Source organism: Propionivibrio dicarboxylicus (assembly GCF_900099695.1).
Classification (GTDB): Bacteria; Pseudomonadota; Gammaproteobacteria; order Burkholderiales; family Rhodocyclaceae; genus Propionivibrio; species Propionivibrio dicarboxylicus.
Genome location: NZ_FNCY01000001.1, coordinates 128489 through 153429, shown reverse-complemented (window position 1 = coordinate 153429; position 24941 = coordinate 128489). Strand labels below are relative to the sequence as shown.

The following is a 24941-nucleotide window of genomic DNA, read 5'->3' as shown; positions in this document are numbered from 1 at the left end:
CGTTGTGTCGCCACGAACAGAAGCCCTCCAAATAGTTGAATATCATCGACGCTCACATTGGCAGCAGACCGACACCGGACGCTTGCTCGCCCGTGTGGGTGGCAACGACGTCGCGATACAACGCAGCCATCCGGACGGCCAATCGCTCGTCCGACCACTCGGCTGCATATTTACGGCCTTCTGCCGCAAGACGCTTGCGCCAGTCTTCGCCGAGCAGCAAGAGCGACAACATCCGGGCGAAGGCCGCGGGTGAGTCTTCAGGAACGACCGCGCCGCGTTTCGCCCCGAGAATGTCGATGGTGCCCATCTCTGCCAACGCCACTACGGGCAAACCGGCGGCCATCGCTTCGAGCAGTACCAGGCCCTGTGTTTCAGTGCGCGAGGCAAAGACAAAAACGTCGGCTGCGGCATAGCAGGCGGGCAGTTCGGTTTGTCGGTCGAGATAGCCGATGAATTGAACATTGCGCTCCAATCCTTGCGCCTTGACCCGTTCCTGCAGAAAGCCCAGGGCGGGTCCTTCGCCGGCGATCAGTAACAGCAGATCGGGGACCGATGCGCGCGCCAGGGCGGCGACCTCGAGCAGGTAATGAATGTTTTTCTCATGCGCGACACGGCCGACGAACAAGGCCACCGGCCGGGTCGGTGCGATGCCGTAGCGCGCCCGGAACTCCGCGCGGGTGCTGTCGTGCACGGTCGCTTGCAGCGGAATTCCCGTTGGCAGTATCTGCATTGGCGTCGTTACGCCATAACTGAGCAATCGGGAATGAATTGCGCGCGACGGAACGATGACGGCATCGAGAGAATTGCACTGCCAGCGCGAGAAACGCCGCGTGGCGCCTCTCAATAAACAGGACGGAACGAAGGGAGCGTAATGCTTGAGATATTCCTCGAACAGCGTGTGGTAGGTGGCTATGACAGGCGTTTTGTAACGCCGTGCGGCCGCTATTCCAGCGTAATGGGCGACGAAAGGCGTCTGGATGTGAATCAGGTCGTAGCCGCCGCGAACGGCGCGATCGACGGCGTCATGCATGGCACGCCAATGCACAAGCCGGTCTTCGGGGTCGCACGGCAAGACACGAGACGGCACGCGCTCGATCCAGGCTTCGGTGCCGGTGTTGCCGTAGTCCGGCGCGATCAGGCTGATCTCCACGCCATTCTTTTGCAGTGATTGCCGGTACGTCTGGATGGCCGTCGAGACACCGTTGATGCGTGGAAAATAGACGTCCGAAACCATCAGGACACGCATGCTTCCTCCTTTTGTGCCGGCATTGCGTTGCCCATGTCGGCGCCCCAGTTGATAAGTTCGAGTCGTCCGTCGAGATGCTCGACGATGGCGGTGCAGCTATCGACCCAGTCTCCGCAATTGACGTAACAGAGGCCTTCGATTTCGCGAATCTGGGCCCAATGAATATGACCGCAGATGATGCCGTCGAGGCCGCGTTGACGCGCGGCATGGATCGCCGCGTCCTCGAAGTCGAAAATGAACTGCATTGCTTTCTTGATCCGGCGCTTCGCGTAGCCGGCCAGCGACCAGTAGCAATGCCATCCGAATCGCCTCCGAACGAAGGAAATCAGGGCGTTGACGCGGACCAGCGCGTTGTACATGACGTCGCCGAGAATCGCGACCCATTGGTGATGGCGCGTAATCTGGTCGAATTCGTCGCCGTGCAGCAAGAGAAAACGGCGCCCATCGGCAAGTTCATGCACGACTTCACTGGCAACCTGGATGTCGCCGAAAGCGATGCCAAGATAATCGCGTAGCGCTTCGTCATGGTTGCCGGGAATGAAGACGACGCGCTCACCGTGGCGTGCCCGGCGCAGGATTTTCTGCACGACCGTGTTCTGGGCTTCTGTCCAGACAACATGGCGACGCATGGCCCAGAAATCGATGATGTCACCGACCAGGAACAGGTTGTCCGCAAGTGTCTCGCGCAGAAAGCCCAGCAGGGCGTCTGCCTGGCAAGCACGAGTGCCCAAATGGATATCGGAGATGAAGATGGATCGCACGACACGCATGGCGCACAGCCTGCGCGTCGAATGTTACGCCGTTAAGACGATTGGATGACCGTGGTGTTGCGAAGGCCTTCGTTCGATCTGGCGCCTTGTCCGCCGCAACCGGGAAAACACAAGCGGCGCCGCAGCGCTGAAGTCATGAAGAATGAGGAAGATGTTCGCGCCGATGACGTGGGCATCGCCCGGCGAGACGAGGCGGCGATTACCGGTTCTTGAATCCGAGCAGAAAGCGGTGCGGGCCGGGAACGCCCGGCGGGACCAGCGCGACGCGATCGCCCGGATGAATCCGGGCGCAATCGACGGCGAACGCCTTGCGATTGATGAACATGACTTCGACATTGGATGCGTCGATGTCGAGCGCCGCCAGCAACGCTTTCCCCGTCAGATCGGCGTCGAGACAGAAGGCGTGCGGGTTCGACCACTGCCGCTGGCGAAAGACGTCGGCCAGGCCCATGAAGGCGTGGAGTTCAATGTTCCCGGCCATGATCCGGCTTCCTTATTATTGATGGGCGGCGTGCTTACTTGTTCTGCAGGCGTCGATACAGGGTGTTGCGGCTGATGCCGAGCCGCCGCGCAGCTTCGGACATGTTGCCGTGACTCAGGGCAATGGCCCGGCCAATGGTGGCCTGGGACAGTTCGCGCAGGTTCTCGGTCGTTTCTCCCGCCGCAGGGGCTGTCGATGGCACTCGCCAGTGTAATTCCTCGACCAGGTCGTCCGACAGATGGTTCCAGCCGATCCGTGTCTCGTCCGCGTCGAGCAGGGCGATGGCGGTACGCAGCGTGTTGGTCAGCTGGCGAAGATTGCCTGGCCAGGCGTACTCGGCGAATGCCGTCGCGAGCGCCGGTTCGAGCGTGATGGGGCGATCAGGCGCGAGGTCTTCGAGTGTCTTGGCGACGACGGCAGTGAAATCCTTGCGCTGGCGAAGCGGAATCAGCTGCAGGGTCAGGCCGCTGAGTCGGTAGTACAGATCGGCGTCGAAGCGTCCGGCCTCGATCTCCGCTTTGAGGTTGGCGTGTGTCGCCGAAATCAGGACGAAATCGACGGGTTCCGTTTCGCCGCCGAGCGGCGTGACGCGCCGATCCAGCAGGACCTTGAGAAAGCGGGCCTGGATGCTTGGGGGAATGGCCTCGATGCGGTCGAGAAACAGCGTGCCCTTATTCGCTTCGCGGATGTGCCCGAGCGCCCCCTCGCGGCACAGGCTGGGGGCGAAGCCGAACAGCGCGGTCTCGATCAGCTCTTGCTGCAGCGCCGCCAGGTTGACGGAGATGAAGGGGCCGTCCTGGCGCGGGCCCGAGGCGTGGAAGGCGCGCGCGAAACATTCCTTGCCGACGCCCGGCTCGCCATGCAACAGCAGCGAGATCGGCTTGCCGATCAGTTTTTGTGCCTTTTCGATCGCCGCGCTCACGCGTTCATCGCCGGTGTCGAGCGCTTTAAGCGCACTGCGCGGCGCTTCGGTTGTGGTGGGGCTTGCGACCGGGGGCGGCGTTCCGCTGCGCACAACCTGGGGCGGATCGACGCGCACGAACAGGCGTTCGCCGTCGGTACGCGCCACCAGCATCGGTTCGCCGGGGCAGCGGCGGTTCCAGTCGAGCAGGTCGGCCAGTCGCGGTTGCAGGAGTCGTTCCAGCGGCGTGATGCGCAGATCTCCGGCATGCAGCCCGAGCAGTGCCAGGCCGGCCTGGTTAGCCCCGACCAGCCAGCCGTCGTCGCTGAGCGCCACGATGCCCTCGGCAAAGGTGCCGATGCCCTCGGCCAAGGGGTGCAGGCGGAGGCGCAGGCTGCGGGCGTGATGCGCGTCGAACAGGCGGTTTTCCACCATGTGCGCGGCGGCCCGGATGAGACCGAAAGTATGCGGATGATGCTGGCGTTCGTCGCCGGAGATGTCGAGGACGCCGAGAATGCGACCGTCGGGCGCAGAAAGCGGCGCCGACGCGCACGACAGGAATCCGTTGCGTTCGAGAAAATGTTCGCCGCCATGCACGACGAGCGGCTTGCCTTCCGCAAGCGCGGTGCCGATGGCGTTGGTGCCACGATGACGCTCATTCCACGAGGCGCCGGGGGATAGCGTGACGCGCTCGGCGCGGGTCAGGAAGTCGGGGTCGCCGAGCGCATGCAGCAGCACGCCCTTGTCGTCCGAGAGAATGATCATGCTGCCGGAATTGCGCGTCTGTGCGTGCAGGTATTCCATCACCGGGCGGGCATGGGCGATCAGCTCGTGGTGACGTTCGGTGCTGCGCGCGAGTTCGCTGGCCGAAAGCCTGCCCGGGTCGGGCAGGCGGCCGTCGGGCGCCAGGCCGGCGTCGAGGCTGCGGCGCCACGAGCGCGTCAGCAGCGCGCTGACGAGATAACCCATGGGTATCTCGCCCTGTTTCAGCATCAGGTCGCGGGCGCGACGCAGTCTGGCGCGATCGAGTTTGGTCGGAGACTCCATGTTCCCCCGTGACGCAATAATGGACAGCCGGTCCCTTGGCGGTGTCATGCGCGGTTGATGTGGCCGCGCGGAGTCATTCTACTTGCAAGGGAATTCCTGAGGGGTGCAAATTATGCTGTTCGCCAAGGGGCTGGCGAGGCGTGGCGAGCGTGGAGCGTCGATCGTTGCGTGTCGCTCGAATGCGTCAGGAAATAGGCTCTTAGGGCTCGCCCCCGCTCACGGCATCGTTGTCGGCGGCACGGTAGGCGGCGGCGAGCAGTTCGACCGGATGGCTGACGCGCTGTGGCAGCAGTTGGTTGAACTGCATGCGACAGCTGAGACAGTCGGTCACGAGTTCCTCAGCCCCGGTTGCCTGTGCTTTGCGCGCCAGGCGTCCGCCGATGGCGGCGGACGTGGCGTGAAAGGCGGTTTTGTAGCCCATCAGGCCGCCCAGGCCGCAGCAGTCGAGCGTGTCGCCAAAGCGCTGGAGGTCGATGCCGGGAACGCCTGCCAGCACGTCGAGCCACGGCGTGCCGATCTCCTGTTCGCGCTGATGACAGGGCGAAAAGTACGCCAGCGATGGGGATGCCGGCGTGAACCGGCGGTCGAATTGCCTTTGCGTGTCCAGTTCACGGAGGTATTCGCCGAGGTCGTAGGTCCGGCTGGCGATTTTCAGTCGCTGGATGCCGTCGAATTCGGCGAAGTAGCCACGGTCGCGTAACAGTCCGGCGAGGACGAACTTGAGGGTCATCGGCTTGCTGGCGCGCTGGATCAGCGTGTCCTGGCGTTGTCCGAGCAGGGGATCCTCGGCGCGCAGGCGTCGGCCGATACGTTCGAGATTGTTCCCCTCCTCTGCGGCGATCGGGGCGATGCGCGCGCGATATTCGGGCGAATAGACGGCTTCGGCCGGTTGTACCGATTTCAGGAAGTAACCGCAGGTCGGGCAGGAGCAGATGATGTCGTAGCCGGCGTCGACCCCCTGCGCGAGGGATTCCAGGTTGAAGCGCGCGTTCTTCAGCGTGAACGCGCGATCGCCTTCGAGCAGGCTCGGCATGCTGCAACAGCGCTGCGGCGGCACATAGACGGAGACGCCGTTGCGCTCGAGGACCTCGACCGTCGCGCGCGCCACTTCCGGAAACAGATAGCGGGCCGTGCATCCGACGAAATAGGCGACCTTGCGGCCGTCGGTGGGTGTCGGCTGGTCGAGTTTTCGTGCGCGGACCCAGACGTCGAACGATTGCCGCGGAAAAGACGGCAGCTTGCGATCCGGGTGGATGCCGGCCAGGCGCTTCAGGCCCGGGCCGATCTGCCGGTGTTGGAGCAGGGCATTGGCGATGCGGGGAACGGCGCCGGCGGTTCGGGAGAGCAGGCGCAGGTCTTCGAGGGCGCGAACGGTGATCGGCACACCACGCCGCTTGGCGAAGCCGTCCTTGGCTTGTCGGATCAAGGTACGGATGTCGATGCAGGGACACAAGCCGCAGTGGTTGCAGAGGTCGGGGAGCTGTTCCATTTCCGTATCGGTAATTGCCGCGCCGCCGGCCGTCCGGCGGTCGTGCAGGCGAAACAGCCGATGAAAGAACAGGCAGGTCGATTCTTCCAGGTATTCGCGGCACCAGTCGCACGCCGTGCAGCGATCGATAGTCTGGCGAACGAATTGCTCGGGAGGGATCTCTGGCATGAGGGGCGTTGGGGGCGCGTCGGGATACGGAGTCCAGACTATTCTCCAGACGCGGCGTGGCGGCAAGTCCCGCCGGCATTGTTCGCCGGCCGTGTGTCATTTGGGGACAGTGCGCGCTCCCGGGGAGGGCGAAAAGGTGTGGCAAAACGTGACAACCGGAGAGGAATGTTCCGGGTTTGCTTGTGTCCGGTTTCGCCCGGTCGAATACTGTTATCAGAGTGGAGGGCAGGGCGCATCGGTCTTTTTTCGAAAGCCCCTGTACGCGCAACTCTTCAATGTCGACGCCTGCTGGCTGTCGTGTCACACCCCCCGGAGAAAAACATGGATAAAATCGTTCGCATCAATATGACGGATCGTTCCACCCGGATAGAGACCGTTCCCGAGGCGTGGGCCGGTCTGGGCGGGAGGGCCCTGACCTCGACCATCGTCGCCAATGAGGTTCCGCCGACCTGCCACGCGCTGGGGCCGAACAACAAGCTGGTCTTCGCCCCCGGCCTGCTGTCGGGTACCGCAGCCGCCAATTCGGGCCGCATTTCGGCCGGCGCAAAGAGCCCGCTGACCGGCGGCATCAAGGAGTCGAACGCCGGCGGCACGGCCGCCAAGATGCTCGCCAAGCTCGGCATTCAGGCGCTGATCATCGAAGGGCAGCCGAAAGATGACGAGTGGTACAGCGTGCATGTCACGAAAAATGCCATCACCATCGCGGAAGAGAAGGAACTGGTCGGTGCCGGCAACTATTGTCTGATCAACCAGGTGCAGGCGCGCTACGGCCTGGCCGTCGGCGTCATCGCGATCGGACCGGTCGGCGAGATGAAGATGCTGACCGCGAACATTTCGGTCGCCGATCCGGATTCGCGCATTCGCAGCATCGGCCGCGGCGGGTTGGGCGCGGTGATGGGCTCGAAGCGGATCAAGTTCATTTCGATCGACGATACCGGCACGCCGCCCGTGATGCCCAAGGACGGTCCGAAATTCAAGGAGGCCGCCCGGCTCTTCGCCAAGACGCTGCTCGATCACCCGGTCAGCGGCCAGGGGCTGCCGACCTATGGCACCGACGTGCTGGTGAATATCCTCAACGAAGCCGGCGGCTTGCCGACGCGCAACTTCACCAGCGGACAATTCGACGGGCATGACAAGATTTCCGGCGAGACGATGCATGCCACGATCGTTGCCCGTGGCGGTTCGCCGACGCACGGGTGTCACGCCGGTTGCCAGATCCAGTGCTCGCAGGTCTATCTCGACAAGGAAGGCAAGTACCTGACCTCGGGGTTCGAGTACGAGACGATCTGGGGGATGGGCGCCAACTGCTGCATCGAAGATCTCGACGACATTGCCGAGGCCGACCATGTCATGGACGACATCGGCGCCGACAGTATCGAGACCGCGGTCATGTTTGGCGTGGCGATGGAAGCGGGCGTGCTGAAGTTCGGCGACGGCAAGGAAGTCGTGCGCATGCTGCGCGATGAAATCGGCAAAGGCACGCCGCTCGGTCGCGTGCTCGGCGGCGGCGCGGCGCATGTCGGTCGTTCCTTCGGTATCGTGCGGGTGCCGGTGGTCAAGAATCAGGGCATCCCGGCCTACGATCCGCGCGCCGTCAAGGGCATCGGCGTGACCTATGCGATGGGCACCATGGGCGCCGACCATACCTCCGGCTATTCGATCGCCACCAATATTCTCAACGTCGGTGGGCATGTCGATCCCCTGTCGAAGGTCGGCCAGGTGGAACTGGCGCGCAACCTGCAGATCGCCACGGCCGCCATCGACTCGACTGGCATGTGCCTGTTCATCGCCTTCCCGGCACTGGATATTCCGGAGTGCCTGAGTTCCCTGATCGACATGATCAACGCCCGCTACGGGATCGCCCTGACTGGTGACGACGTGACGGCGCTGGGCAAGTCGGTGCTCAAGCTCGAACGCCAGTTCAATCTGGCGGCCGGTCTTTCCAAGGAGCATGACCGCCTGCCGGAGTTCTTCAACTATGAGGCGATTCCGCCGCATAACGTGATGTGGGACTTCACGCCGGAGGAACTCGACGCGTTCTGGGATTTTTGATGGCATCATGACGCGCCCGCAAGGGCGTTTTAGGCCGGCGTGGCCGTTGTTGCCACGCCGGATTTTTCTTTAATGGCGGCGATGAATATCAGGCTGAGACTCTTCGCGACACTCCGGGATTACCTGCCGCCGGGCGCGAGCACGGAAGTCCCGCTCGAACTTCCCGATACGGCGACGGTGGCCGATGCGCTGACGACGCTCGGCGTGCCGCTCAATCTCGCGCATATCGCCTTCGTCAATGGGCGACACGTACTCAAGCCCGACTTGGCGACGCGTGTCCTTCAGTCGGGCGACGTCGTTTCGGTCTTTCCGGCCATTGGCGGGGGCTGATCCCTGTCTCGGGCGTGCAGGCGATGCGGCACCCATCGTCGGGAAAACAGCGAAAACATCCGGGCGCCGAGACAAACTGCCGGTTGCTATCGTCCGCAATTCAACTTGCCCCCATGCGCGCCTTATAAATCAGTACATTACCAATATTTTCGCAACATGACCCCCGGAGATTCGGCAACTGAAGTTGCTCCTTTTCGGACTCTCCGCAATTCAACTTGCCCCTCGTCTGTCTTGAGCAACCAAGCGAACTGGCCGCATCATTTCTTTGACACTGCGACCGACGACCGGGGCGCGCGTTTTCGCGCCCTCTTGGCCTTTTTCTGTTCAGCCGCCAAAATATCGAGCGGGCTGGGGGAATCCGGGTCGGGAAATACGCCGTCAAAATTCTCCAGCAACTCCATAGCGCGCAAAATTGCGATTAGATTGCGCAGAGTAATGGCGCCCGTTTTTTCGAATCTCTTGAGAGGCGTCAAGCCGATTCCAGCCCGCTTAGCCAGGACCTCCTGGGTTGTCGCTGCACCCCCACGCGCTACCCGCCAAGCTCGTAGCGAGGCAGCTATGCGTTGCGCCACTTCATCATTCGTTAGTTGATACAGGTCCATAGCCCAATATTAGACTTTTATCGACGTCAATACAATATAGCAGTCTATTATTAGGCTGCATGGCGGAAGGCTTATCTTGTCGATTAGGACTAGATACACCCGGTATGGAAACGTAGTCGTCCTACGACGGCAACGTATCGAGAAGGTCTATCCATTCCCGCGCTGCCTGGCACATTCCCTGATTTGCTCTTGATGTGAGCATTTCATCACTCGGTGGATACCAGTACGTCCCACTCTGGCATTTGGTTAGATGCTCCTGAATGTAAATACTTTCGTATCCAAACAATTTGTATCCGGCAAATCCCAACGCCAGCGATTTGGGGTCTCCAGATTCCTGCGGGACAGGAACTTCCAACAAATAGCTGCGAAATTGACGCACGTTATCGGCTGAGCACAGTTGACCTTTGTTAGCCAGGCTAGAAAGCAGATACCGAAAAAGCTTCGTTGCGTTATCGTCGCGGTCGACGTCGATGTAACCGCTAGGGCTAACACGCAACAGGGGTGGCTCAACAGGGGTGGGCAGCCCGGAGGCACAAGGAGGTTTTTTCTTTTCAGACATAAGGCAAAGCAACTCCGTCTGCCTCCCGAGCACGTAATAGTGAAGTTCGTGCGGCAGCGTTACTGGCTGACAGTCGACCAGGCTTTCACCGCACAGGCCGCAAAGAAGCAGGTTAACCTTCCCACGTACCCAATCCTGAATTGGTAGTTGAAACAAATGTCCGCAGTGCGGGCACCGGTCTCGTAGCACGCTGTCGTGAGTTGGACACACAAAGGCGCATTTCAATCGCCACAGCCACCGGATGTGCGGTGTTTTGTCGTTCCGCATACAGCTCTCGCAGAATCGATAGACGGGAAGTTTGTGAAATATGCTGGTTGTAACGCAAGCGAAATCGGCACGCCGGAACGGACTGTCCACCGGAGGCTCAAGCCTCCGAAAATCCTCGACCGGTAGCGCGAAGACCTCGGCGAACCGGCTCCAGTCTGGCTGATACCAGCCGGCGTCAACCCAACCAGGGGGTACCTCCAATCCGAGAATCTTACGGAATGCCCTCGTTGAAATGCCAACCCCACTTGTTGTGCGCCAAAGCCAGGAGCTAAATGCCTCACCGTCTATCGGAGCAGGGGTCCCGAATATTCGCTGGCGCGTCGGGCAGCTAGCAGCGAGGTGATTGTTGGCTTGGATATCGGACAGGACTTTGGAGATTAATTCCTTTCGGTCAGCCACCGTTACTCCTGTTTTTCGAAATCGAATTCAAGTTGCCGGACACGCCGAAGTCGATGCTTATGTCCGAACTCCTGCCAAATGGTTCGCAGATGCTGCTCATATGTCAATCGAATAAACGCCATTTCCTCGCCATCCAGTTCCTGTCGCAAATACCGCTGTACTGGACCAAGCAGCCTTCCTTCGAGGGGCCCCTGGTAATCTGCCGGTGGGCGCCGCGCGTATTCGGCCAGTAAGTCGCCGAATCCCTTTGGCCAATCCTTTAGCAACTCAAAAGTGTGCCTTATCATCAAATCCACCTCGGTTTGACCGCGCTTTAGCCTCCCGTGCCCCGTCCCATAACGTCCCAAGTCTTTGAGGCAATGTCCGAGAAACCATATCGTTTTATGCAGGCCATCCAAACTCAAGCCGGCCAGGAGGTCAAACTCTCTGTGACCGACCCCCAAGGACTCTCCCGGAGGTACTCGAGCGCCGCCACGTAGCTCGATTAGGAACGACATGGTTAACGCGTCGTTCGATGCGTGAAGTGCCTCGGCATCTGCGAGTTTGTAACCACAGGCGCAATACTCAAGGCGATGTGCTGTCCAGTTCAGCCGCTTTCGACACTTCGGGCAACAATCCAGCAGGCGCGTTCGATGGCGAGCGCAAGCATTGTAGAAAACCAGTTGCCAACACCCTCTGACAAAAGGTGCTTCGCGTAAGCAGCAGGGACAAAACTTGCGATGATTCGGGGCGATGAACGCTGCTTTGGTAACCCATTCGCCGCACACTTGCCATGACCGCACTCCATCGTGGTTGCGTCTCTCAATCCCGGACAGTTGCTCCACCTCTTCCGGATACAAGCGACAGTAAGTCGCGAGCTTTGTCACCACCGTTAAAGATACCGAATGCCGTGGCGTTCCCAATGCATCGGACAACAGACTCTGAATGCCTTTGATGCCGTTCTTTTCTGCCACACGGTGGAGGTACCCGAGCACGTACTCTTCGGGAAATGGCGTCACTCGGTGGATTACTCGAAATTCGCTCATATGTCGACGAGCCCAAATGGGGTTTGTTCGACACAGAAAATCTGGAAATGGGCCTTGGCAAAATGCACCATTGATATTGATTTGGCACCTGCTGAAGCTGCGATGGCTACTGCATCTGCAAGGAAGTTTTTCAAGCGACGAAAGTTGCCGCCGCACGTTTCATAGATTTTCTTGCTCAATTCCTCGTCGGCTAATCCGGATAATTCCTCCATCGGTAGCGCGCTATCAAGCGCCCCCAGGAGGCCAATAAAAATCTCATCATATTTGAAGGATTCAAGCTTCAGCGTTCCAGGCCAGCGCGTCGAAATTTGAGTATCCGCCAAGATGGCCTCCAAACCCGGAGTCCCGGCAAATACGAAAGCAACCGACTCAAGTTGGTCATAAAGTGTCTTGAGCGAGTCGCCTAAAACCCCACCAAATCGGTCTCTGGTTCGATTTCCCGATACGGACAGAAATAGATGTTGTGCTTCGTCAAACAAAATGATTTTGACGTTGCACTGCTTTAGCGCATTACTCGCAAGTTGGCGAAGTTTGCTGTTGCTATCGAATCTGACTGACTCCGGGTTCTGGCCAAGTTTCAGGAGAATTGATAGATAAATCTCCGATTCAGCCGGCCTACCGTCAAATCGAAGATACAAAACAGGGCACACATATCTTTCCGTCGTTTCGACAGGCAGGTGCTTACACAGGAAGGCCTGCAAAATAAACGACTTCCCCTCTCCTCCGCCACCGAATATCCACAACCCACCAGGGCTTTTGAATTTGTCCGATTTTTCCAGAAGAGTTTCCATAAATTTCATACTGCGCCGGTAAGAGGGCACCGCAATTGAGACCACGCGTGTAAATTCCGCGCGTTCCACTTCGGTTCCACGCAAAGCCAGGAGTCTTCTATCGTCTGGCGCCAAGTCTTTAGGTTGTGCCTTCTCCAAGCCCTGGAAAATGGACTTCGTTTGGAAAACTGCTGCGCCCATGTCAGATGCCCCAGGCAAAAATCGGTATGTCGGTGATGGGGGCGGTGGCCTGTTTAATTTCTAACGGGGTTTGCCTGGAAAGCTGCTGGCCGGCGAATGGGGTCAGGATAGTTCTCGATTCGCCATTCAGAATGGCGTTGGAGTTAATCTCGGCAAGTTTTGCTAGGCGCGCCTTGGGAATGTTCTCTTTGTTGGCGATTTCCTCACGGATTCGGTCATTAATCATTAGCCGGGTTTCTCTCAGGGTATCGACAGCAGTCACTGCCTTCAGCCTAACGCCAGCTTCTTTTCGCAAGCATTTGTGCTGGTGTAGGCTAAGTCCTTGCGCATAGTCAGGGCGAGTACATGGCACCAGGATGTACTCTTTTGTCCGTGGGTTCTGCACATGAATTTGCCCCAAATTTTCCGATGACACGACATAGTCGACCCTTGTATCTCTACCAAGCTGCTTCATCATTTCAGCCAATGTGTCGTCGGCATAGTTGAGCCATTGAAACCGTATTCCTTCGTGTGATAGGCACCCCGTATGTCGCTCGCCCAGGATAATATCCAGTGCGTCAATGCTGGCCGGATATGGCGGCGGAGCCACGCCTACCAATTCCTTCCATACCAGTAGCGGTATTTCCTGCGTTCTTTTGTTCGGAAAGACGTTGTGATGGTCAACCGCCCATTTGTGCAACAAGAAGGCGAGGGTTGAGACTCTGATTACCGCATCCTTTGCGGGGTCATAATCGCCACGCTCCTTAAGGCAGGAAAAAGTTCTTCCGGGAAGCATCTCAAAAAAAGTCTGTTCCAGTGTCAGGAAGAATCTCTCGATGGAGGCTTTCAACCAGGGGGTACGACGCTCGCAATGCTCGTATCCGCTCCCCAACGAAAGAATCGCTGCCTTGCATCGCTTGCTTAAGAAATCCGCTCCACGGTCCGAAACATATTTCACGGCACAGCCATGTGCCGGCCAAGGGTTTTCGAGCTCAGGCCAAATCTCGTAAGCGCGATTATGCGAAAGCAAAGAGTGCTTAATGGCCCCAAAAATCGAACGCAGTCCGGTTTGGTGAAACGAGATAAAGAAGCCAAGTAACATGCCGGTCCGACGGTCTTTGATGGCTGTTAGCCAGGGCCTCCCAAGGGGAAGCAACGCGCGGTCATCAATGACATAGAGGTTCATCGGCGTATGGTCAAGCTCCGCGCAGTCCAGCGGGAAGTCCGCCGGTAGATGGCCCTTAATCATTTTGAGCGTGTGCCTGGCGGCTTCCCGTCCTAACCGCGCCACCAACACCTCTTCTTTAGGCAGCAGCTTGATGCGGTTCAGGTAGGTGCGCTCTGACACCAAGGTGAGCAATTGCTCTCCGTTCAGTTGCCGTAGCGAGTTTTCCCGCTCCAGGGTATCTTTGTACTGACGATAGGCCGAAGCGCCCCCGGGCCGAGTTGGCTGTAAATAGACCTCCTCAATATTGTCTTGAAGATATTTCTCGCTTTCACCATCCAGCCGTTTGGCCGGGCTTTTCCTGGCGTTCTTATTCACCAGCGCAAAGACGTTGTAACTGTTTTTCTCAAATAGCCGCCACCAGCGGCGCAAAGTGGATTCACTCGGCACCCCGCGTGGGTCATCAATTTCCTTGGCTATCTTTTCAGCTTCTTCTCGAATAAGCTGCTTCTGACCTTTGGTGATTCCTGCTGCCTTCAAGCGGCTGATGTAGTCGTGCCGCCTTATCACTTCATCTTGATGCTTTTCGGGGATATCGGCCAAAGTTACATCGATTGTTGGCTCCGGCTCCTCTGGTAATAGCAACGCCTTTGGCGAGGAAAACGCAGTCAAGACGGCGAGGCGCCCGGTTTGTTGCTCTTCCCAGAATGAAGACTCCTCTATCGTCTCCCGCTTACCAGTCTCCGGATTCTCGAAATACAGTTCATCTCCACAACGAGACGAATACTCAAGGAATTGACCGAGTCGTTTTACAACCAATCCCTTCTCGAAGTAAAAGTGGCCCATTTTTCGTCCCGCTCACTTGCCGGCGTCGATTGAACCAGCGACCTGACCAAGCGAGAAACCTCCTCGGTGGTAAGCGTTTCGAAATAGGCGCTCCTCCTCGGTGAGACTACGTAGAGGCGCCCCAAGGACAGCGCCACCAAAAAATCCCCGTGGGCTAACAGGCTGACGACTCCGTCGCCAAGTCGCCGCATCCGCCAGGAGTGGTTTATTTGCCGGTCGACGACCCATAGCCATTTCTGCCAGAAGACCACTGTACCTGCCCGAACCAATAATCGACTCAAGGGCTAATCCTCCAAAAGGTTGCGCGGGCAGGCTGACGACTGTCGTGCGAGGGTGAAGAGGTATGCTCCAGTCAAAGCAGATTTTTCGGGTCGCTATCATCGACCACACATCGACTAGTTCAACGGAGGCGCGCGTCATCAAATCGAGAATCGAGAGAGGACCCGCCGTCAAAGTTTCAGTGATTCGAGCGACATTATTTGCCGGAACTCGTGAGGTAACGTACCGCGACAACAGCTTCACGGAAGAGCTTCGTGGCTCTTCTGCCAGTTGAGCGTCCACCAAGAAAGCAAAGGGTATCTGTCTCTCCCGGTACGCCCGAGCTATCGCGACGTATTTGTCCAGGGAATCTTCTCGAACCAGGAAAGTCAATGATTTGACTTCGAGCCGAAGACCATCAACAAACGCATCAACGGTGAAATCAGGGATATGGTGGCGAATCTTGCCTTCCAGCGAATAGGGCTCTTCACTGGCCTGTGAGGTGATGGCACGAACATCATGGCAGAGGAGCAGGTGGTTAAGCACGCCGCTCTCAATGTGGGATTCGTACTCGGCATCGAACTGAGTTATACCTTCCACAAATCGCCCCCCGGTGGTTCGATGAGGGCTGCATTCGGCAAGGTGACGAATAGGTGCGCCGGGCACCTCCACGAGAGGCTTCGGGGATTTTCTGAACTTCCTTTTCTTCGTCGCCATGGAACTCTCCAAGCTGAGCCTTAGCGCAGCAGCAGGACATGCATATGCATGCACTTACGCAAAGCACGGTTTCAAAAGACAACAAATCTCTTGACTTCGCCGCCTGGCTTGGAGATACTCTTAGCGCCAACCAAGAATCACCTCCTGCCTGGGCAGGGCGAAGCCGGATGACCATCAAGGACTTCCGGCTTTTTTGCGTTCTACCTCATCTCTCCTCCATCAAATCGGTCGGGCAATAGTTACTCTTCCCGGTGCAACCGCTCGTTCAACTGCTCCAAGGAACTCGCTAGCCCCGTTTTTAAACCCAGCGCCACAGCTATCTGATGGCTCTGCCCACGCAGGCACTTCCGCTTCCCCTCCAGAACTTGATAGACAAGCCCGGTCGAAAAGCCGTTGGCTCGAGCCCATGAAGAAACCGGTATTCCGGCCTCTTCAAAAATCACACGAACACGTTTGGTACTTTCGAACATAGTTGGCACTTTGCGCATTTAGTGTTATATTTTGCATGCTATTATCGTGATTTTTGCGCCTAAATAAATTCAATTGAAATCAATCTATCATCTTTGATTTCAATTGTCGACCCGGCGACAATAATTTCTACATGAGTGCACAAATGACCATTATTCCGGCTGGCTTTGGACGACGACTCAGGGAAGAGCGCGAGCGCTTAGGCTTTACCCAAGCACAGTTCGCGGAAGCTGCCGGGGTTCAGCGACTGGCTCAAGGCCAATACGAAAGCGAATCACGGTCACCTACCGTCAGATTCTTGTCGGCAATAGGAAACAGCGGCATAGACCTCAACTACGTCCTGTTTGGGCGCAAAAGCCCACCTGCAGCGGAGGAACAGCGCAGTCTGGAGAAGCGTGTTTTCGAATTGGTCGAAAAATATGCGCAGGGGCAACCCGACGGTAGATTAGGGGCGGAGGCCCGTTATGCCATGTTCGAGTTTCTTCGAGCCTACCTGAGCACGGCCGATGCGAACGCCAGCGAAACGCTAGACCCGGCAGAGTTGATTGCCAAGCACCTGCGTTCCTAGCATCGCGCCAGGAGGCCGGAGGATAGCGTGCCGGCCAAAAAATTGACTGCGGAAAACATCCCCCTTGGCCTAACAGCACCAAGAGCAAAGCGGGAGTACAACTCCGCTCAGGGGACTCAAAGTTCCGAGAATTGAAATGTTCCTTCGAAGCATCCACTTAAGCCAGGGTGAATGTCTCTTCACAGCTCCTCTGGTGCAGCTCGCAATGCCTGATGGCCGTCGTGAAGCCAAACACCAAGCCCCTGTGGGAACGGAGCTTTCCCCACAATCAAAAAAAGGAGCCCAGTAAACAGGCTCTTTGATGCGTTAGCATGGTCAGCAGCCATCTGGAGGTCCGTTCCCGACGGGTACGGTATTGGTTCCGGATGCGTATGCCAAAACCCAAGACAGTGAAGCCCTTGTTCAAAAAGTCGCTCTCGTTCGGCTTCCGCGTCTCGAAGGTCGAAACCAACGCCAGCGAACGCAGACCATTGTGCTGGGAGTTTCGTGACCATATCGACTACGACAACCTCTTTCGTGAGGTCGAGAGCGTAAAGTTGGCCAACGACCTCTCGTTTCATCCAACCACATTGTGCATGCTTCTTGAGCACAGACAAGCTATCCGAGGGTATCTCAAGGCTCCACGCAGCGCCAGGCAAGCGGAAGCGAAGGCTCTGGTCAGCCATTGGGATTTAGTACCTCGTCGTAGCCTCGTGACAGCATCCTGGAGTCTTGCTCACTGCCAGCCAACGGGACAATTGCTCTGGGCCTTGCACCAACATTGAGTGCGTCAAAGTAAGCCTTGGAGCGCACCCACGACCAAATCGCCGAGTCACCTGACGCCCGGCCAAGGGCACTTAATAGCCGCTCAGCAGCAAAACCCGCTGCTTGCCAGGTGTCAGCAACGCCATAGGGGTGGAACCCGGCTCCGCACGCGGGTATCTCGTGCTTCGTCGATTCTGGCCACTCGGCGGCATTGACCAAAGCATCAGCGGGGTCCGACATCGGCCAAGCATCGGCCGCCCCCACTAGAACGACGTGTGCGGCTGCGCAGAACGGCTCAAGCCAGGCATGCGCGATAGGCGTGCCCTGAAAAGCGCTATGCCGATACTGGCTCAAGAGAGCTCGCACGGAACTCTCGCCTGTGCAATCAACCACCAGGTCAAACATGCCAGGTGTTGCCCGGTCGCTCACCCAAGAGCTGGCTAAGGCAGACACTCCTTGGACGGTCACTCCGGGGATTTCTCGGGTCAAACGCTCGGCAAGCCGCGTTGCTTTGCCTTGATACGCCGATGATAAGCCAAGAACGTGTCGTGAACAGTTCTCCGGCAAGAACAAGTCGGGGTCGACGATGATGATGCTACCTACGCCGGCGCGGGCCAGAAGTTCGATTACCGGACTACCCAAGGAGCCGCAGCCAAGAACCAAGACGCGTTTATCCTGCCGGCTGGCGAACTCATCCGAGCCATAGCCTCGCGTCAGGGACCATTCGGCGTCCAACCGAATCGCTGGAAGTGGCTCGATGGCAGGTGGTGTCAGTCTTTGAACCAGTGGCGGACACAACTGGTAAGCATATACGAACTGGCCTTGAACAAAAGCCACAAGGAACAACTGCCGCGGCTTGTCGGCGAACTGCTGTAGCCACGAAATAACGGATACCGCGTTATCCGATAGTTGGCCCACCAGCATGTCAAGGTCTTCAAAGTCCTGAGGCCAAACACCGGGCCGCCAATCCTGGCCAATGGGTAGAGGGACGAACAGTGCTGTCCCACGAGCCAATTGACCGTCAGATATGCCGTGACGTCGCGCCAAGCTATGCGGGTCCGTGTCCCCATGGCAAGCAACAACGGCTTTTACTTTCTGACGGCCGGTACCGACCAAGTAGATGGCTAGTGAGCCTTCCTCAATCGTTGTCAGCCCCCGGATGGCCACATACAGATGTTTGGGCGTCGGTCGCGCATTCCTGCGTGATGCAACTTTGTCGCAAAACCGCATCCAGTAAGACCAACACTCACGCCTGAGCTCGGAAGCTATCCAGTCTTCGTCATTGCATTGCGTCAGGAAATGCTCGAACGCACTAAGGACCCGGCCTATGGCTTGAACGGGGTTGGCATAGTCGTCAGGGGTTGCTTCCACGCCTAAGCAGACCTTTCCCGTCTCTTCCACGTGTGGAAGAACCAAACAGTGGTCTTTGTGCAGATAGATTTGGGCAGGGGTTGCAGGGAAGTCACGGGGCAGAGAGAGCTTCGCAGTATCGTGCAGTAACCGCGGGTGGGATACTTTGAACTTCCACGCCATCGGTTTTGACGACCCCGGCACGCTTTCTACACGGGTTGCAAACGGCCTTCCAGCGTCAGTTATCCACGCCTCAACTGCCTTTGCAGCGACGGCAAAAGGTTTGACCATGCAGACCTACTTCAAGCCAGCGTGTTTTTCGAACCCTGAGGACGCACCGTCGTCGGATTGGTCCGAGGCTGACCAGGAACCGCGGCGAGCAGGCCTTGTAATGGGCTTGTAGGCATCGAGGCTTTCCAAGCATCTACGCCATATTGGCCAAAGACGCTCCTAATACGAGCCTCGCTCTTCTTGCTGTACTCCTCTGAGAACAGAGCCTCAAGGTCAGCAACGAGTTGCTTATGCCAGGTATTGAACTCCCGCGCTCGAAGGCCTCTATCGGAGTTCCAGCGGTCAGCGAAGTTCTCCATAGTTAACGCCGGGTTTGAAACGCAGTAGCTCCTGCCATCAGTAAAAATGCCCCGAGGCATGCGGTCAACCAATTCCAAAAGGACTTCAATAGGCGATGAATAGGCCGTTTGTTCGTGGGTCACCATGTTGTTGTAGGCATGTCCGGCCAACGTTACCAAGATGACTGAAATGGGCTTCGCGTCCTTTCGCTCTTCAGAAAGATTCCAGTAATAGTTGTCACGATGCAGCTTCATAAGCTGAATGCCGCGCCGAAGGATATCGTCGATACCAACAGGTGTATCAGGAATCGGGGTGACTTGCGTGTCAGCTTTGGCAAGCATCTCTCGCAGCTCTCGGTGGAAAGAGAACCGCTTATCAGCAATCGTGCAGAACCAGTCGGCAAACTCTTCCGGATTGGAGGGACTCCAACGGGTGTCAGGGTCTCGAACCCGGAGGTCGGTAGCTACGCTCAAGCCCATCGAACGACTATCAGGTAAGGCAGGCGTTACATCGAAATAGAATGGCTCGCCAGGGTAATTGAGGCGCCAGCAGCGACGTTTTTGTGTGGGTTCACCTGCGCCATGAATACCCTTTAATGCGGAGCCAAAAGCTTGGAAGAATGGTTCGGGGTTAGTAATGCCATGAACCTTTGGGCCCGTAAGCTTTACCACTATGTCGAGGTCGAAATTCTGGTTGCCTCTCGGCGATACCGTTGTCTGTGTGCGCATGGAGCCTTGGACGAAGACGTACGCATCGGCATCGGCCATATCCAGCTTTGCTGCAACGTGTCGCCCGAGCGCTTCGTATCGCGCGGTGGCTCGAGCACGCTCTTCCTGTGAGAGTTCCAGCTTCTGAAGCATCTCCACAATGAAAGCCTCCCATTGGACCCTTTCCTGGCGTGCCTGGAGGGCATCAAAAATGCGTTTTGCGTAGCTATTTGCAGTAGTCATATCAAGAGGCTTTCATGGTTCAAGATTAGAGCGCTACCTGCTCACCGCCAGGGCCGGAGACCAAGGTTGATGAAATTTCTATGGTTTGCTTAAACGGGCTTCCGGAGCCCCGGTCGGTCTCGTAGCAGACATATATGGCTTGATTGCGTGCTTGAATTTTTTGCCCTACACGGAAGCAGGCAGAAGCCGGCGCACCTACGAAGAGATGAATGCGCCGAACCTTCCATCTATCCTGAAGTGTACGGATGGCTTCATCCAGCTTGGTGCCAAAGAGTTCCAAGTCCTTGGGATGTCCGATGACATCAGAGCTAAATCGGTTAGCGGTGAGCTTAAGAGTTGGCAACTTCAGCACACCGTTTTCGTAGCATTCAGCAGTCAGTCTATCTTGAGCAATGTCGAACGTCAGTGACACCAATAGGCAAGCCTCGGTCTCACTCTGGTGGTCCTTGAGAACCTCCAGTCGATACTTTTCGGGGCGTGGCTCGGTAGCATCCGACGGCCATGCCCACTGCCCACCTTGGTTGCCCGCCACCTTGTCTCGGTGGAATTGAAAGACTGAAACTCCGGCCGTGTCACCAATGAGCCGACCGCCCAGTATCAAAACTGAGGTGCTATGTATCGGGAAGACAGCAAGGTGAGGTCGCGCATGACCTCGCGCCGAGCCGTTCAAGAGGGCTTTCATGCGAGGGATGTCGGTGGAAAGCGACTCGAAGAGACTGCCCCAGTATGCCGCCGAATGCGGGTTGTGCAAGATGTAGCTATTGAAACAGAAATACTCCGGCTCATCTCTACTAGGTCTTAGCCCGACATTAAGCATGGCGTCTTCGACGTTCCGCTTCGAGTAGTGATGAGGCTGCCCCGTGACGTTGCCGATTAGCATGATTGGCTCAGCCGGTGGGTACTGGAGACCAGCAAGAAGGCGCTTTATATCGGCAACGTTTCGGGCACGCATGGCTCGAAGCTTTTCCGTTGTATAAATGGCCGGAGCTACTCGGTCGATAAGCCGATGGCACTTGTCGCAAAGCAACATGATGTTCTCAGCGTCGTCGGCTAGCAGTGGAGACTGGACCGCATCCCCGCGAGGGCCATCTGCCGACGAGGCAACGATGTGGGCGAGATAGCTGTAGTTCGCGTGCCCATCTGTCGCAAAATGAGATGAAAGGTCTTCGCCGCACCCATCAAATTGACAGCGCCACGCCGATGCCATGAACACCTTTTGAGCTGTTTTTGAACTTACCTCACCTGTGCGCCCCTTGGAGGTAGTGGCCCCGAGCACTGCAGCCTGCCAAGACTGAACCACTTTCTTGGTTGCTGCAGTGACCCTCAAGGCTGATAGGTTGGCATCCCTTGGGTTAGTTGCGGTGGTTTCAGCCCATTTAAGGACACGGCGCCTGAAGTACGAAGACATGGCGCTCAAGGAGTCTCCACCAAGGTCACCGATACCCTCAAAGTCCCACACATTGGTCGAGGCTTCCTTCGAAAACACACTGCAGGTGAATCGATTGACTACCAGCAGAGATTCTTTCCCAGCGGCTAAAAGCCCTTGAAGCAGACGAGCCAGCTCCTCATCGGTCAATCCGACGGGATGCATGGGTGGTGACGAGACGATTACTGAACCTAGCATGCAAGAATTCCTAGGTTAGCTAAACATAAGTGCAACGTACGGTATGGAAAAACAAGTCTCCATTAGTCGTCAATTCTAATGGCACGAAAGGACCCGAGACGACGAATTGGCTGATTCTTTGGCGGATTGCGTGGCTGATTCTATGAATTATATTCGTCTTATATTTCAATGCATTAAAAGAACATGGCCACTCAAGTGGCGTTTGATTTGGCGGACTATTTGGCGGATTGAAAGCCGCAAGGGTTAAACTCATGGCGAGGTGGTTGATATATAAATATATTAAGCAACTGTGGCTGACGGCCAAGCCTTAGCTCGAAGCTCCTCATACAACTGCGCCGGCCCCAACAGAGTATCTTTCAATCCCTCGCGAATCTTCTCCGAGCCCAGAGCCTGGGTGCTCATCGTTGTATGCGCACCCAGCGCATCCATAATGGCGTTGAGAAGCGCTTGTGACAGGTCTGGAGAGTTGGCAAACTGCTCCTTGGTGTTGTTGGCCGCCTGCTGAACCAGCGTTTCGTTCTCCAGGAGCTTCCCTTTTAGGACACCATTCACATAGACGAGCTGGTCGTTGTCAGAAAGGTCGCCTTCGAACAGCCCGTTCACCTGCTGGATGATTTCCTCGAGATAGGCCTTTTCCTTGTCATGGAGAGTGCCGCCGCCAGTTTCGGCCATGGGTTGCAACTTCTTCGATTCGCCCTGCTGAAGGTCAAGGCTATGCTGTCCCTTGTTACGCAAGGTGTGGTGGGTCAACACCACCTTGGATAGGTCAACGGTGTCCCGCTCTCGCCCAAAGTCCAGTAGCGGTATCAGACGCTTGAAGAAGATGAAGCGTTTCTCGATGTCGGTATTGCCGTAATCGAATATTTGCGACAAGAAGGCATAGAGGCGGTTATAGGCGCCCATGTCTTTCTTGAAGAGCACCAGCACTTCCATCGCCTCCTTGGCTGCCTTGGCAGCTTGTTCGTCCTTGTTGGCGTCAGCAGTGGCTTTGGCTGTCCGAAGGGCCTTGTAGCGTTTGAGCAGTCGGTCTGCGACGGGCGCAATGGCGGCATTGAGTTGAGCCTGTGTGCCTTTCGGGTCCATCTCTACCTGGGCGACCCGGTCGACCTCATAATTATCGTAGTAACCGGCAGCGTCCAATTTTGCGCGAAGGTCGAGGACCAGGTTCGGGTCGGTGGTAGCTTCGAGCTGGGCGGTTTCGTAATAGGTCTTGAAGGCTTCCAGGACATCCTCGGATTCGTTGACGAAGTCGAGGATGTAGGTGGTGTCCTTGCCGGGATAAGCGCGGTTCAGTCGGGACAGCGTTTGTACCGCTTGGATGCCGGCCAACCGTTTATCGACATACATGCCGCAGAGCAGCGGTTGGTCGAAACCAGTCTGGAATTTGTTGGCTACCAGCAGCAGGTGATAGTCCGGTTCGGCAAAGGCATCGCGGATATCTCGCCCTTTCAATTCAGGGTTGAGCAGTTTGCTGTGTTCCGAGACGGATTCGGGGTAGCTATCGTAGTCGGTGATTTCACCTGAGAAGGCTACCAGGACACCCAGCTTGTAACTATGCTTCTGGATATAGGCCGTGATGGCCTTCTGCCAGCGTACGGCCTCTTTACGGCTGCTGACCACGACCATGGCCTTGGCCTTACCGTTGAGCAGCGGCTGAACGTTCTCGCGGAAGTGTTCGACGACCGTCTGGACCTTCTGCGCGATATTGTAGGGGTGCAGGCGGACCCACTGCATGATTCCCTTCAGGGCTTCCGACTTCTCGACCTGTTTCTCGTCGTACTCCTGGCCATTGTTGGCGAGCTTGAACGCCAGCTTGTAGGTCGTGTAGTTCTGGAGGACATCGAGGATGAAGCCTTCTTCAATCGCCTGACGCATCGAGTAGACGTGGAAGGCTTGAGGTAAGCCGTCTTCGTCTTTGCGGCCGAACAGCTCAAGCGTCTTCTGCTTGGGCGTTGCCGTGAAGGCGATGTAGGTCAGGCCTTTGTCTTGGCTGGCCTTGGCCGACATCTGGAGAGCCAGCAAGGTCTCGGTATCAACTTCGCCGCCATCCTGGAATTCAGCAAGCTCCTCGGCAGACAGCACCTGCTTAAGCTTGGCAGCAGCTTCTCCGGTCTGGGAGCTATGGGCTTCGTCGGCAATGACGGCAAAGCGCTTCCCTTCGGTGGCCGAGAGCTTCTGGACGGCTTCGAGCGCAAACGGGAAGGTCTGGATAGTGCAGACAATGATTTTTTTGCCGTCCTTGAGTGCCTGGGATAGTTGGGCGCTCTTGCTGCCGTGGTCATCGGAAATGGTGGCAACCACGCCGGTGGTGCGCTGAAAATCAAAGATAGCTTCCTGCAATTGGGCGTCAAGCACATTGCGGTCGGAAACCACCAGGATACTGTCGAACAGCTTCTGGTGCTTAGCATCATGCAAGTCGGCCAGGAAGTGAGCAGTCCAGGCTATCGAGTTGGTTTTGCCGGAGCCGGCCGAGTGCTGAATCAGGTAACGCTCGCCGGGTCCGTTTTCTAGAACGTCGGCCACCAGTTTGCGCGTGGCGTCGAGTTGGTGGAAGCGCGGGAAGATGACGCCAGTCAGTTGTTTCTTGTCGTTGCGCTTACCCATGAGGTAACGACCGAGGATTTCGAGCCAGCTGTCGCGCTGCCAGACGTCTTCCCAGAGGTAAGCGGTGGCGTAGCCATAGGGATTGGGTTCGTTGCCTGCGCCACCTTCATTGCCGCGGTTGAACGGCAGAAAAGTCGTGGCCGGACCAGCCAATTGCGTCGCCATCATGACTTCGCTTTGGCTAACCGCGAAATGGACGAGGGCTGCGCCGGGGAAGGCCAGCAGCGGTTCGACCAGTCCTCCCTTCGGGGTCGGATGACGGTCAAAGCGGTATTGGTCGACGGCATCGCCGACGCTTTGCGTGAAGTCGGACTTCAGTTCGGCGGTAGCCACGGCGATACCGTTCACGAAGAGCACCAGGTCCAGTGCTTCTTTGGTGTTGTTCAACGAGTGATGGACTTGGCGGACCACGCGAAGGCTGTTGGCCTCGTAGGCTTTCTGGATGGTTGCGTTTAGTCCCAGTGCTGGCTTGAACTGCACCATGGCGAGCGGCTTCTTGAGGCCGACTATCTCGACACCGCGGCGCAGCACTTCCAGCGTGCCGTGCTCGTTAAGGCATTTACGTACCCGCTCGGCCAGGACCTTCGGCAGGCTGGCACCGTGTGTCTTGCTCAGTTGTTGCCAGCTATCCGGCTGGGTGGCCTCGACCCAGGTTAGCAGGTCGGGAAGGAACAGAGCATTTTGCCGGTCGTACAGGGTGGCATCGGCTTCCTCATAGAGCCAGCCATTCTGACCAAGATGCTCACAAATCGCCGATTCGAAGTGGTGTTCTTGGTGCAGGCCTGGCATTT

Annotated in this window: 21 protein-coding genes and 1 pseudogene; 4 read left to right on the top strand and 18 right to left on the bottom strand. The window is 57.3% G+C overall.

Features of this window, described 5'->3' with window-relative positions:
- Positions 1–52 precede the first annotated feature (52 nt).
- On the bottom strand, positions 53–1246 hold the full coding sequence (locus tag BLR25_RS00725) for a glycosyltransferase (protein WP_091931900.1): 1194 nt from the start codon (positions 1244–1246) through the stop codon (positions 53–55).
- Positions 1234–2016 (bottom strand): UDP-2,3-diacylglucosamine diphosphatase, encoded by a 783-nt coding sequence (locus tag BLR25_RS00720; protein ID WP_091931896.1) that lies wholly within the window; start codon positions 2014–2016, stop codon positions 1234–1236. The genes BLR25_RS00725 and BLR25_RS00720 overlap by 13 nt, the downstream gene beginning before the upstream one ends.
- Positions 2017–2061: 45 nt before the next feature.
- On the opposite strand from BLR25_RS00720, the gene BLR25_RS21155 reads away from it, so the two are divergent.
- Positions 2062–2229 carry a hypothetical protein gene (locus BLR25_RS21155; RefSeq protein ID WP_176785693.1) on the top strand — a complete coding sequence of 56 codons (168 nt, stop codon included), beginning with the start codon at positions 2062–2064 and terminating at the stop codon, positions 2227–2229.
- On the opposite strand, the gene BLR25_RS00715 is transcribed toward BLR25_RS21155, so the two are convergent.
- The 3 genes from BLR25_RS00715 to BLR25_RS00705 form a co-directional block, all read right to left on the bottom strand.
- Positions 2216–2497 (bottom strand): thiamine S protein, encoded by a 282-nt coding sequence (locus tag BLR25_RS00715; protein ID WP_091931893.1) that lies wholly within the window; start codon positions 2495–2497, stop codon positions 2216–2218. The two genes, BLR25_RS21155 and BLR25_RS00715, sit on opposite strands and share 14 nt — an antisense overlap.
- Positions 2498–2531: 34 nt before the next feature.
- On the bottom strand, positions 2532–4445 hold the full coding sequence (locus tag BLR25_RS00710) for a sigma-54-dependent Fis family transcriptional regulator (RefSeq protein WP_091931890.1): 1914 nt from the start codon (positions 4443–4445) through the stop codon (positions 2532–2534).
- Between the two features lie 199 nt (positions 4446–4644).
- Positions 4645–6102, bottom strand: a complete 1458-nt coding sequence (locus tag BLR25_RS00705) for a heterodisulfide reductase-related iron-sulfur binding cluster (protein WP_091931886.1) — start codon at positions 6100–6102, stop codon at positions 4645–4647.
- A 321-nt stretch (positions 6103–6423) separates the two neighbouring features.
- Here BLR25_RS00705 and BLR25_RS00700 point away from each other — a divergent pair, with 321 nt between their 5' ends.
- Entirely contained in the window at positions 6424–8154 is a 1731-nt protein-coding gene (locus BLR25_RS00700) for an aldehyde ferredoxin oxidoreductase family protein (protein WP_091931882.1), read from the top strand.
- Between the two features lie 81 nt (positions 8155–8235).
- Positions 8236–8484, top strand: a complete 249-nt coding sequence (locus BLR25_RS00695) for a MoaD/ThiS family protein (protein ID WP_091933531.1) — start codon at positions 8236–8238, stop codon at positions 8482–8484.
- 257 nt (positions 8485–8741) lie between these two features.
- Here the strand turns inward: BLR25_RS00695 and BLR25_RS20825 are convergent, their stop codons facing one another.
- The 8 genes and pseudogenes from BLR25_RS20825 to BLR25_RS00660 form a co-directional block, all read right to left on the bottom strand.
- Complete coding sequence (locus BLR25_RS20825; RefSeq protein ID WP_143009719.1) at positions 8742–8957, bottom strand: hypothetical protein; 216 nt, start codon at positions 8955–8957, stop codon at positions 8742–8744.
- A gap of 250 nt (positions 8958–9207) precedes the next feature.
- Positions 9208–9645, bottom strand: a complete 438-nt coding sequence (locus tag BLR25_RS21590; protein WP_245715435.1) for a DEAD/DEAH box helicase family protein — start codon at positions 9643–9645, stop codon at positions 9208–9210.
- Positions 9646–9846: 201 nt separating this feature from the next.
- A pseudogene (locus BLR25_RS21875) lies at positions 9847–10311 on the bottom strand (TniQ family protein); the annotation flags it as partial.
- 2 nt (positions 10312–10313) lie between these two features.
- Positions 10314–11336 carry a TniQ family protein gene (locus BLR25_RS00680; protein ID WP_091931870.1) on the bottom strand — a complete coding sequence of 341 codons (1023 nt, stop codon included), beginning with the start codon at positions 11334–11336 and terminating at the stop codon, positions 10314–10316.
- Positions 11333–12307 carry a TniB family NTP-binding protein gene (locus BLR25_RS00675; protein WP_091931866.1) on the bottom strand — a complete coding sequence of 325 codons (975 nt, stop codon included), beginning with the start codon at positions 12305–12307 and terminating at the stop codon, positions 11333–11335. The genes BLR25_RS00680 and BLR25_RS00675 overlap by 4 nt, the downstream gene beginning before the upstream one ends.
- A 1-nt stretch (position 12308) precedes the next feature.
- Complete coding sequence (locus tag BLR25_RS00670) at positions 12309–14297, bottom strand: DDE-type integrase/transposase/recombinase (RefSeq protein ID WP_091931863.1); 1989 nt, start codon at positions 14295–14297, stop codon at positions 12309–12311.
- 12 nt (positions 14298–14309) lie between these two features.
- A complete protein-coding gene (locus BLR25_RS00665; RefSeq protein ID WP_143009718.1) occupies positions 14310–15272 on the bottom strand; it encodes a hypothetical protein in 963 nt (320 codons plus the stop codon).
- 239 nt (positions 15273–15511) lie between these two features.
- Positions 15512–15742: a DNA-binding protein gene (locus tag BLR25_RS00660; RefSeq protein WP_091933527.1), complete on the bottom strand. Its 231-nt coding sequence runs from the start codon at positions 15740–15742 to the stop codon at positions 15512–15514.
- 143 nt (positions 15743–15885) lie between these two features.
- Between BLR25_RS00660 and BLR25_RS00655 the strand changes: the two genes are divergently transcribed.
- Complete coding sequence (locus BLR25_RS00655) at positions 15886–16308, top strand: helix-turn-helix domain-containing protein (protein WP_176785691.1); 423 nt, start codon at positions 15886–15888, stop codon at positions 16306–16308.
- A 179-nt stretch (positions 16309–16487) separates the two neighbouring features.
- On the opposite strand, the gene BLR25_RS21870 is transcribed toward BLR25_RS00655, so the two are convergent.
- The 5 genes from BLR25_RS21870 to BLR25_RS00630 all read right to left on the bottom strand — a co-directional run bounded on the left by BLR25_RS21870 (position 16488) and on the right by BLR25_RS00630 (position 24939).
- On the bottom strand, positions 16488–16973 hold the full coding sequence (locus tag BLR25_RS21870) for a Mov34/MPN/PAD-1 family protein (protein WP_091931853.1): 486 nt from the start codon (positions 16971–16973) through the stop codon (positions 16488–16490).
- The gene (locus tag BLR25_RS00645) at positions 16966–18693 is read right to left on the bottom strand and encodes a HesA/MoeB/ThiF family protein (RefSeq protein WP_091931850.1); all 1728 of its coding nucleotides are present in this window, start codon (positions 18691–18693) and stop codon (positions 16966–16968) included. The genes BLR25_RS21870 and BLR25_RS00645 overlap by 8 nt, the downstream gene beginning before the upstream one ends.
- 11 nt (positions 18694–18704) lie before the next feature.
- The gene (locus tag BLR25_RS00640; protein ID WP_091931845.1) at positions 18705–19922 is read right to left on the bottom strand and encodes a nucleotidyltransferase domain-containing protein; all 1218 of its coding nucleotides are present in this window, start codon (positions 19920–19922) and stop codon (positions 18705–18707) included.
- A gap of 25 nt (positions 19923–19947) precedes the next feature.
- Positions 19948–21546 carry an SAVED domain-containing protein gene (locus BLR25_RS00635; RefSeq protein ID WP_143009717.1) on the bottom strand — a complete coding sequence of 533 codons (1599 nt, stop codon included), beginning with the start codon at positions 21544–21546 and terminating at the stop codon, positions 19948–19950.
- A gap of 279 nt (positions 21547–21825) precedes the next feature.
- Entirely contained in the window at positions 21826–24939 is a 3114-nt protein-coding gene (locus BLR25_RS00630) for a type I restriction endonuclease subunit R (protein ID WP_091931838.1), read from the bottom strand.
- Between the last annotated feature and the right edge of the window lie 2 nt (positions 24940–24941).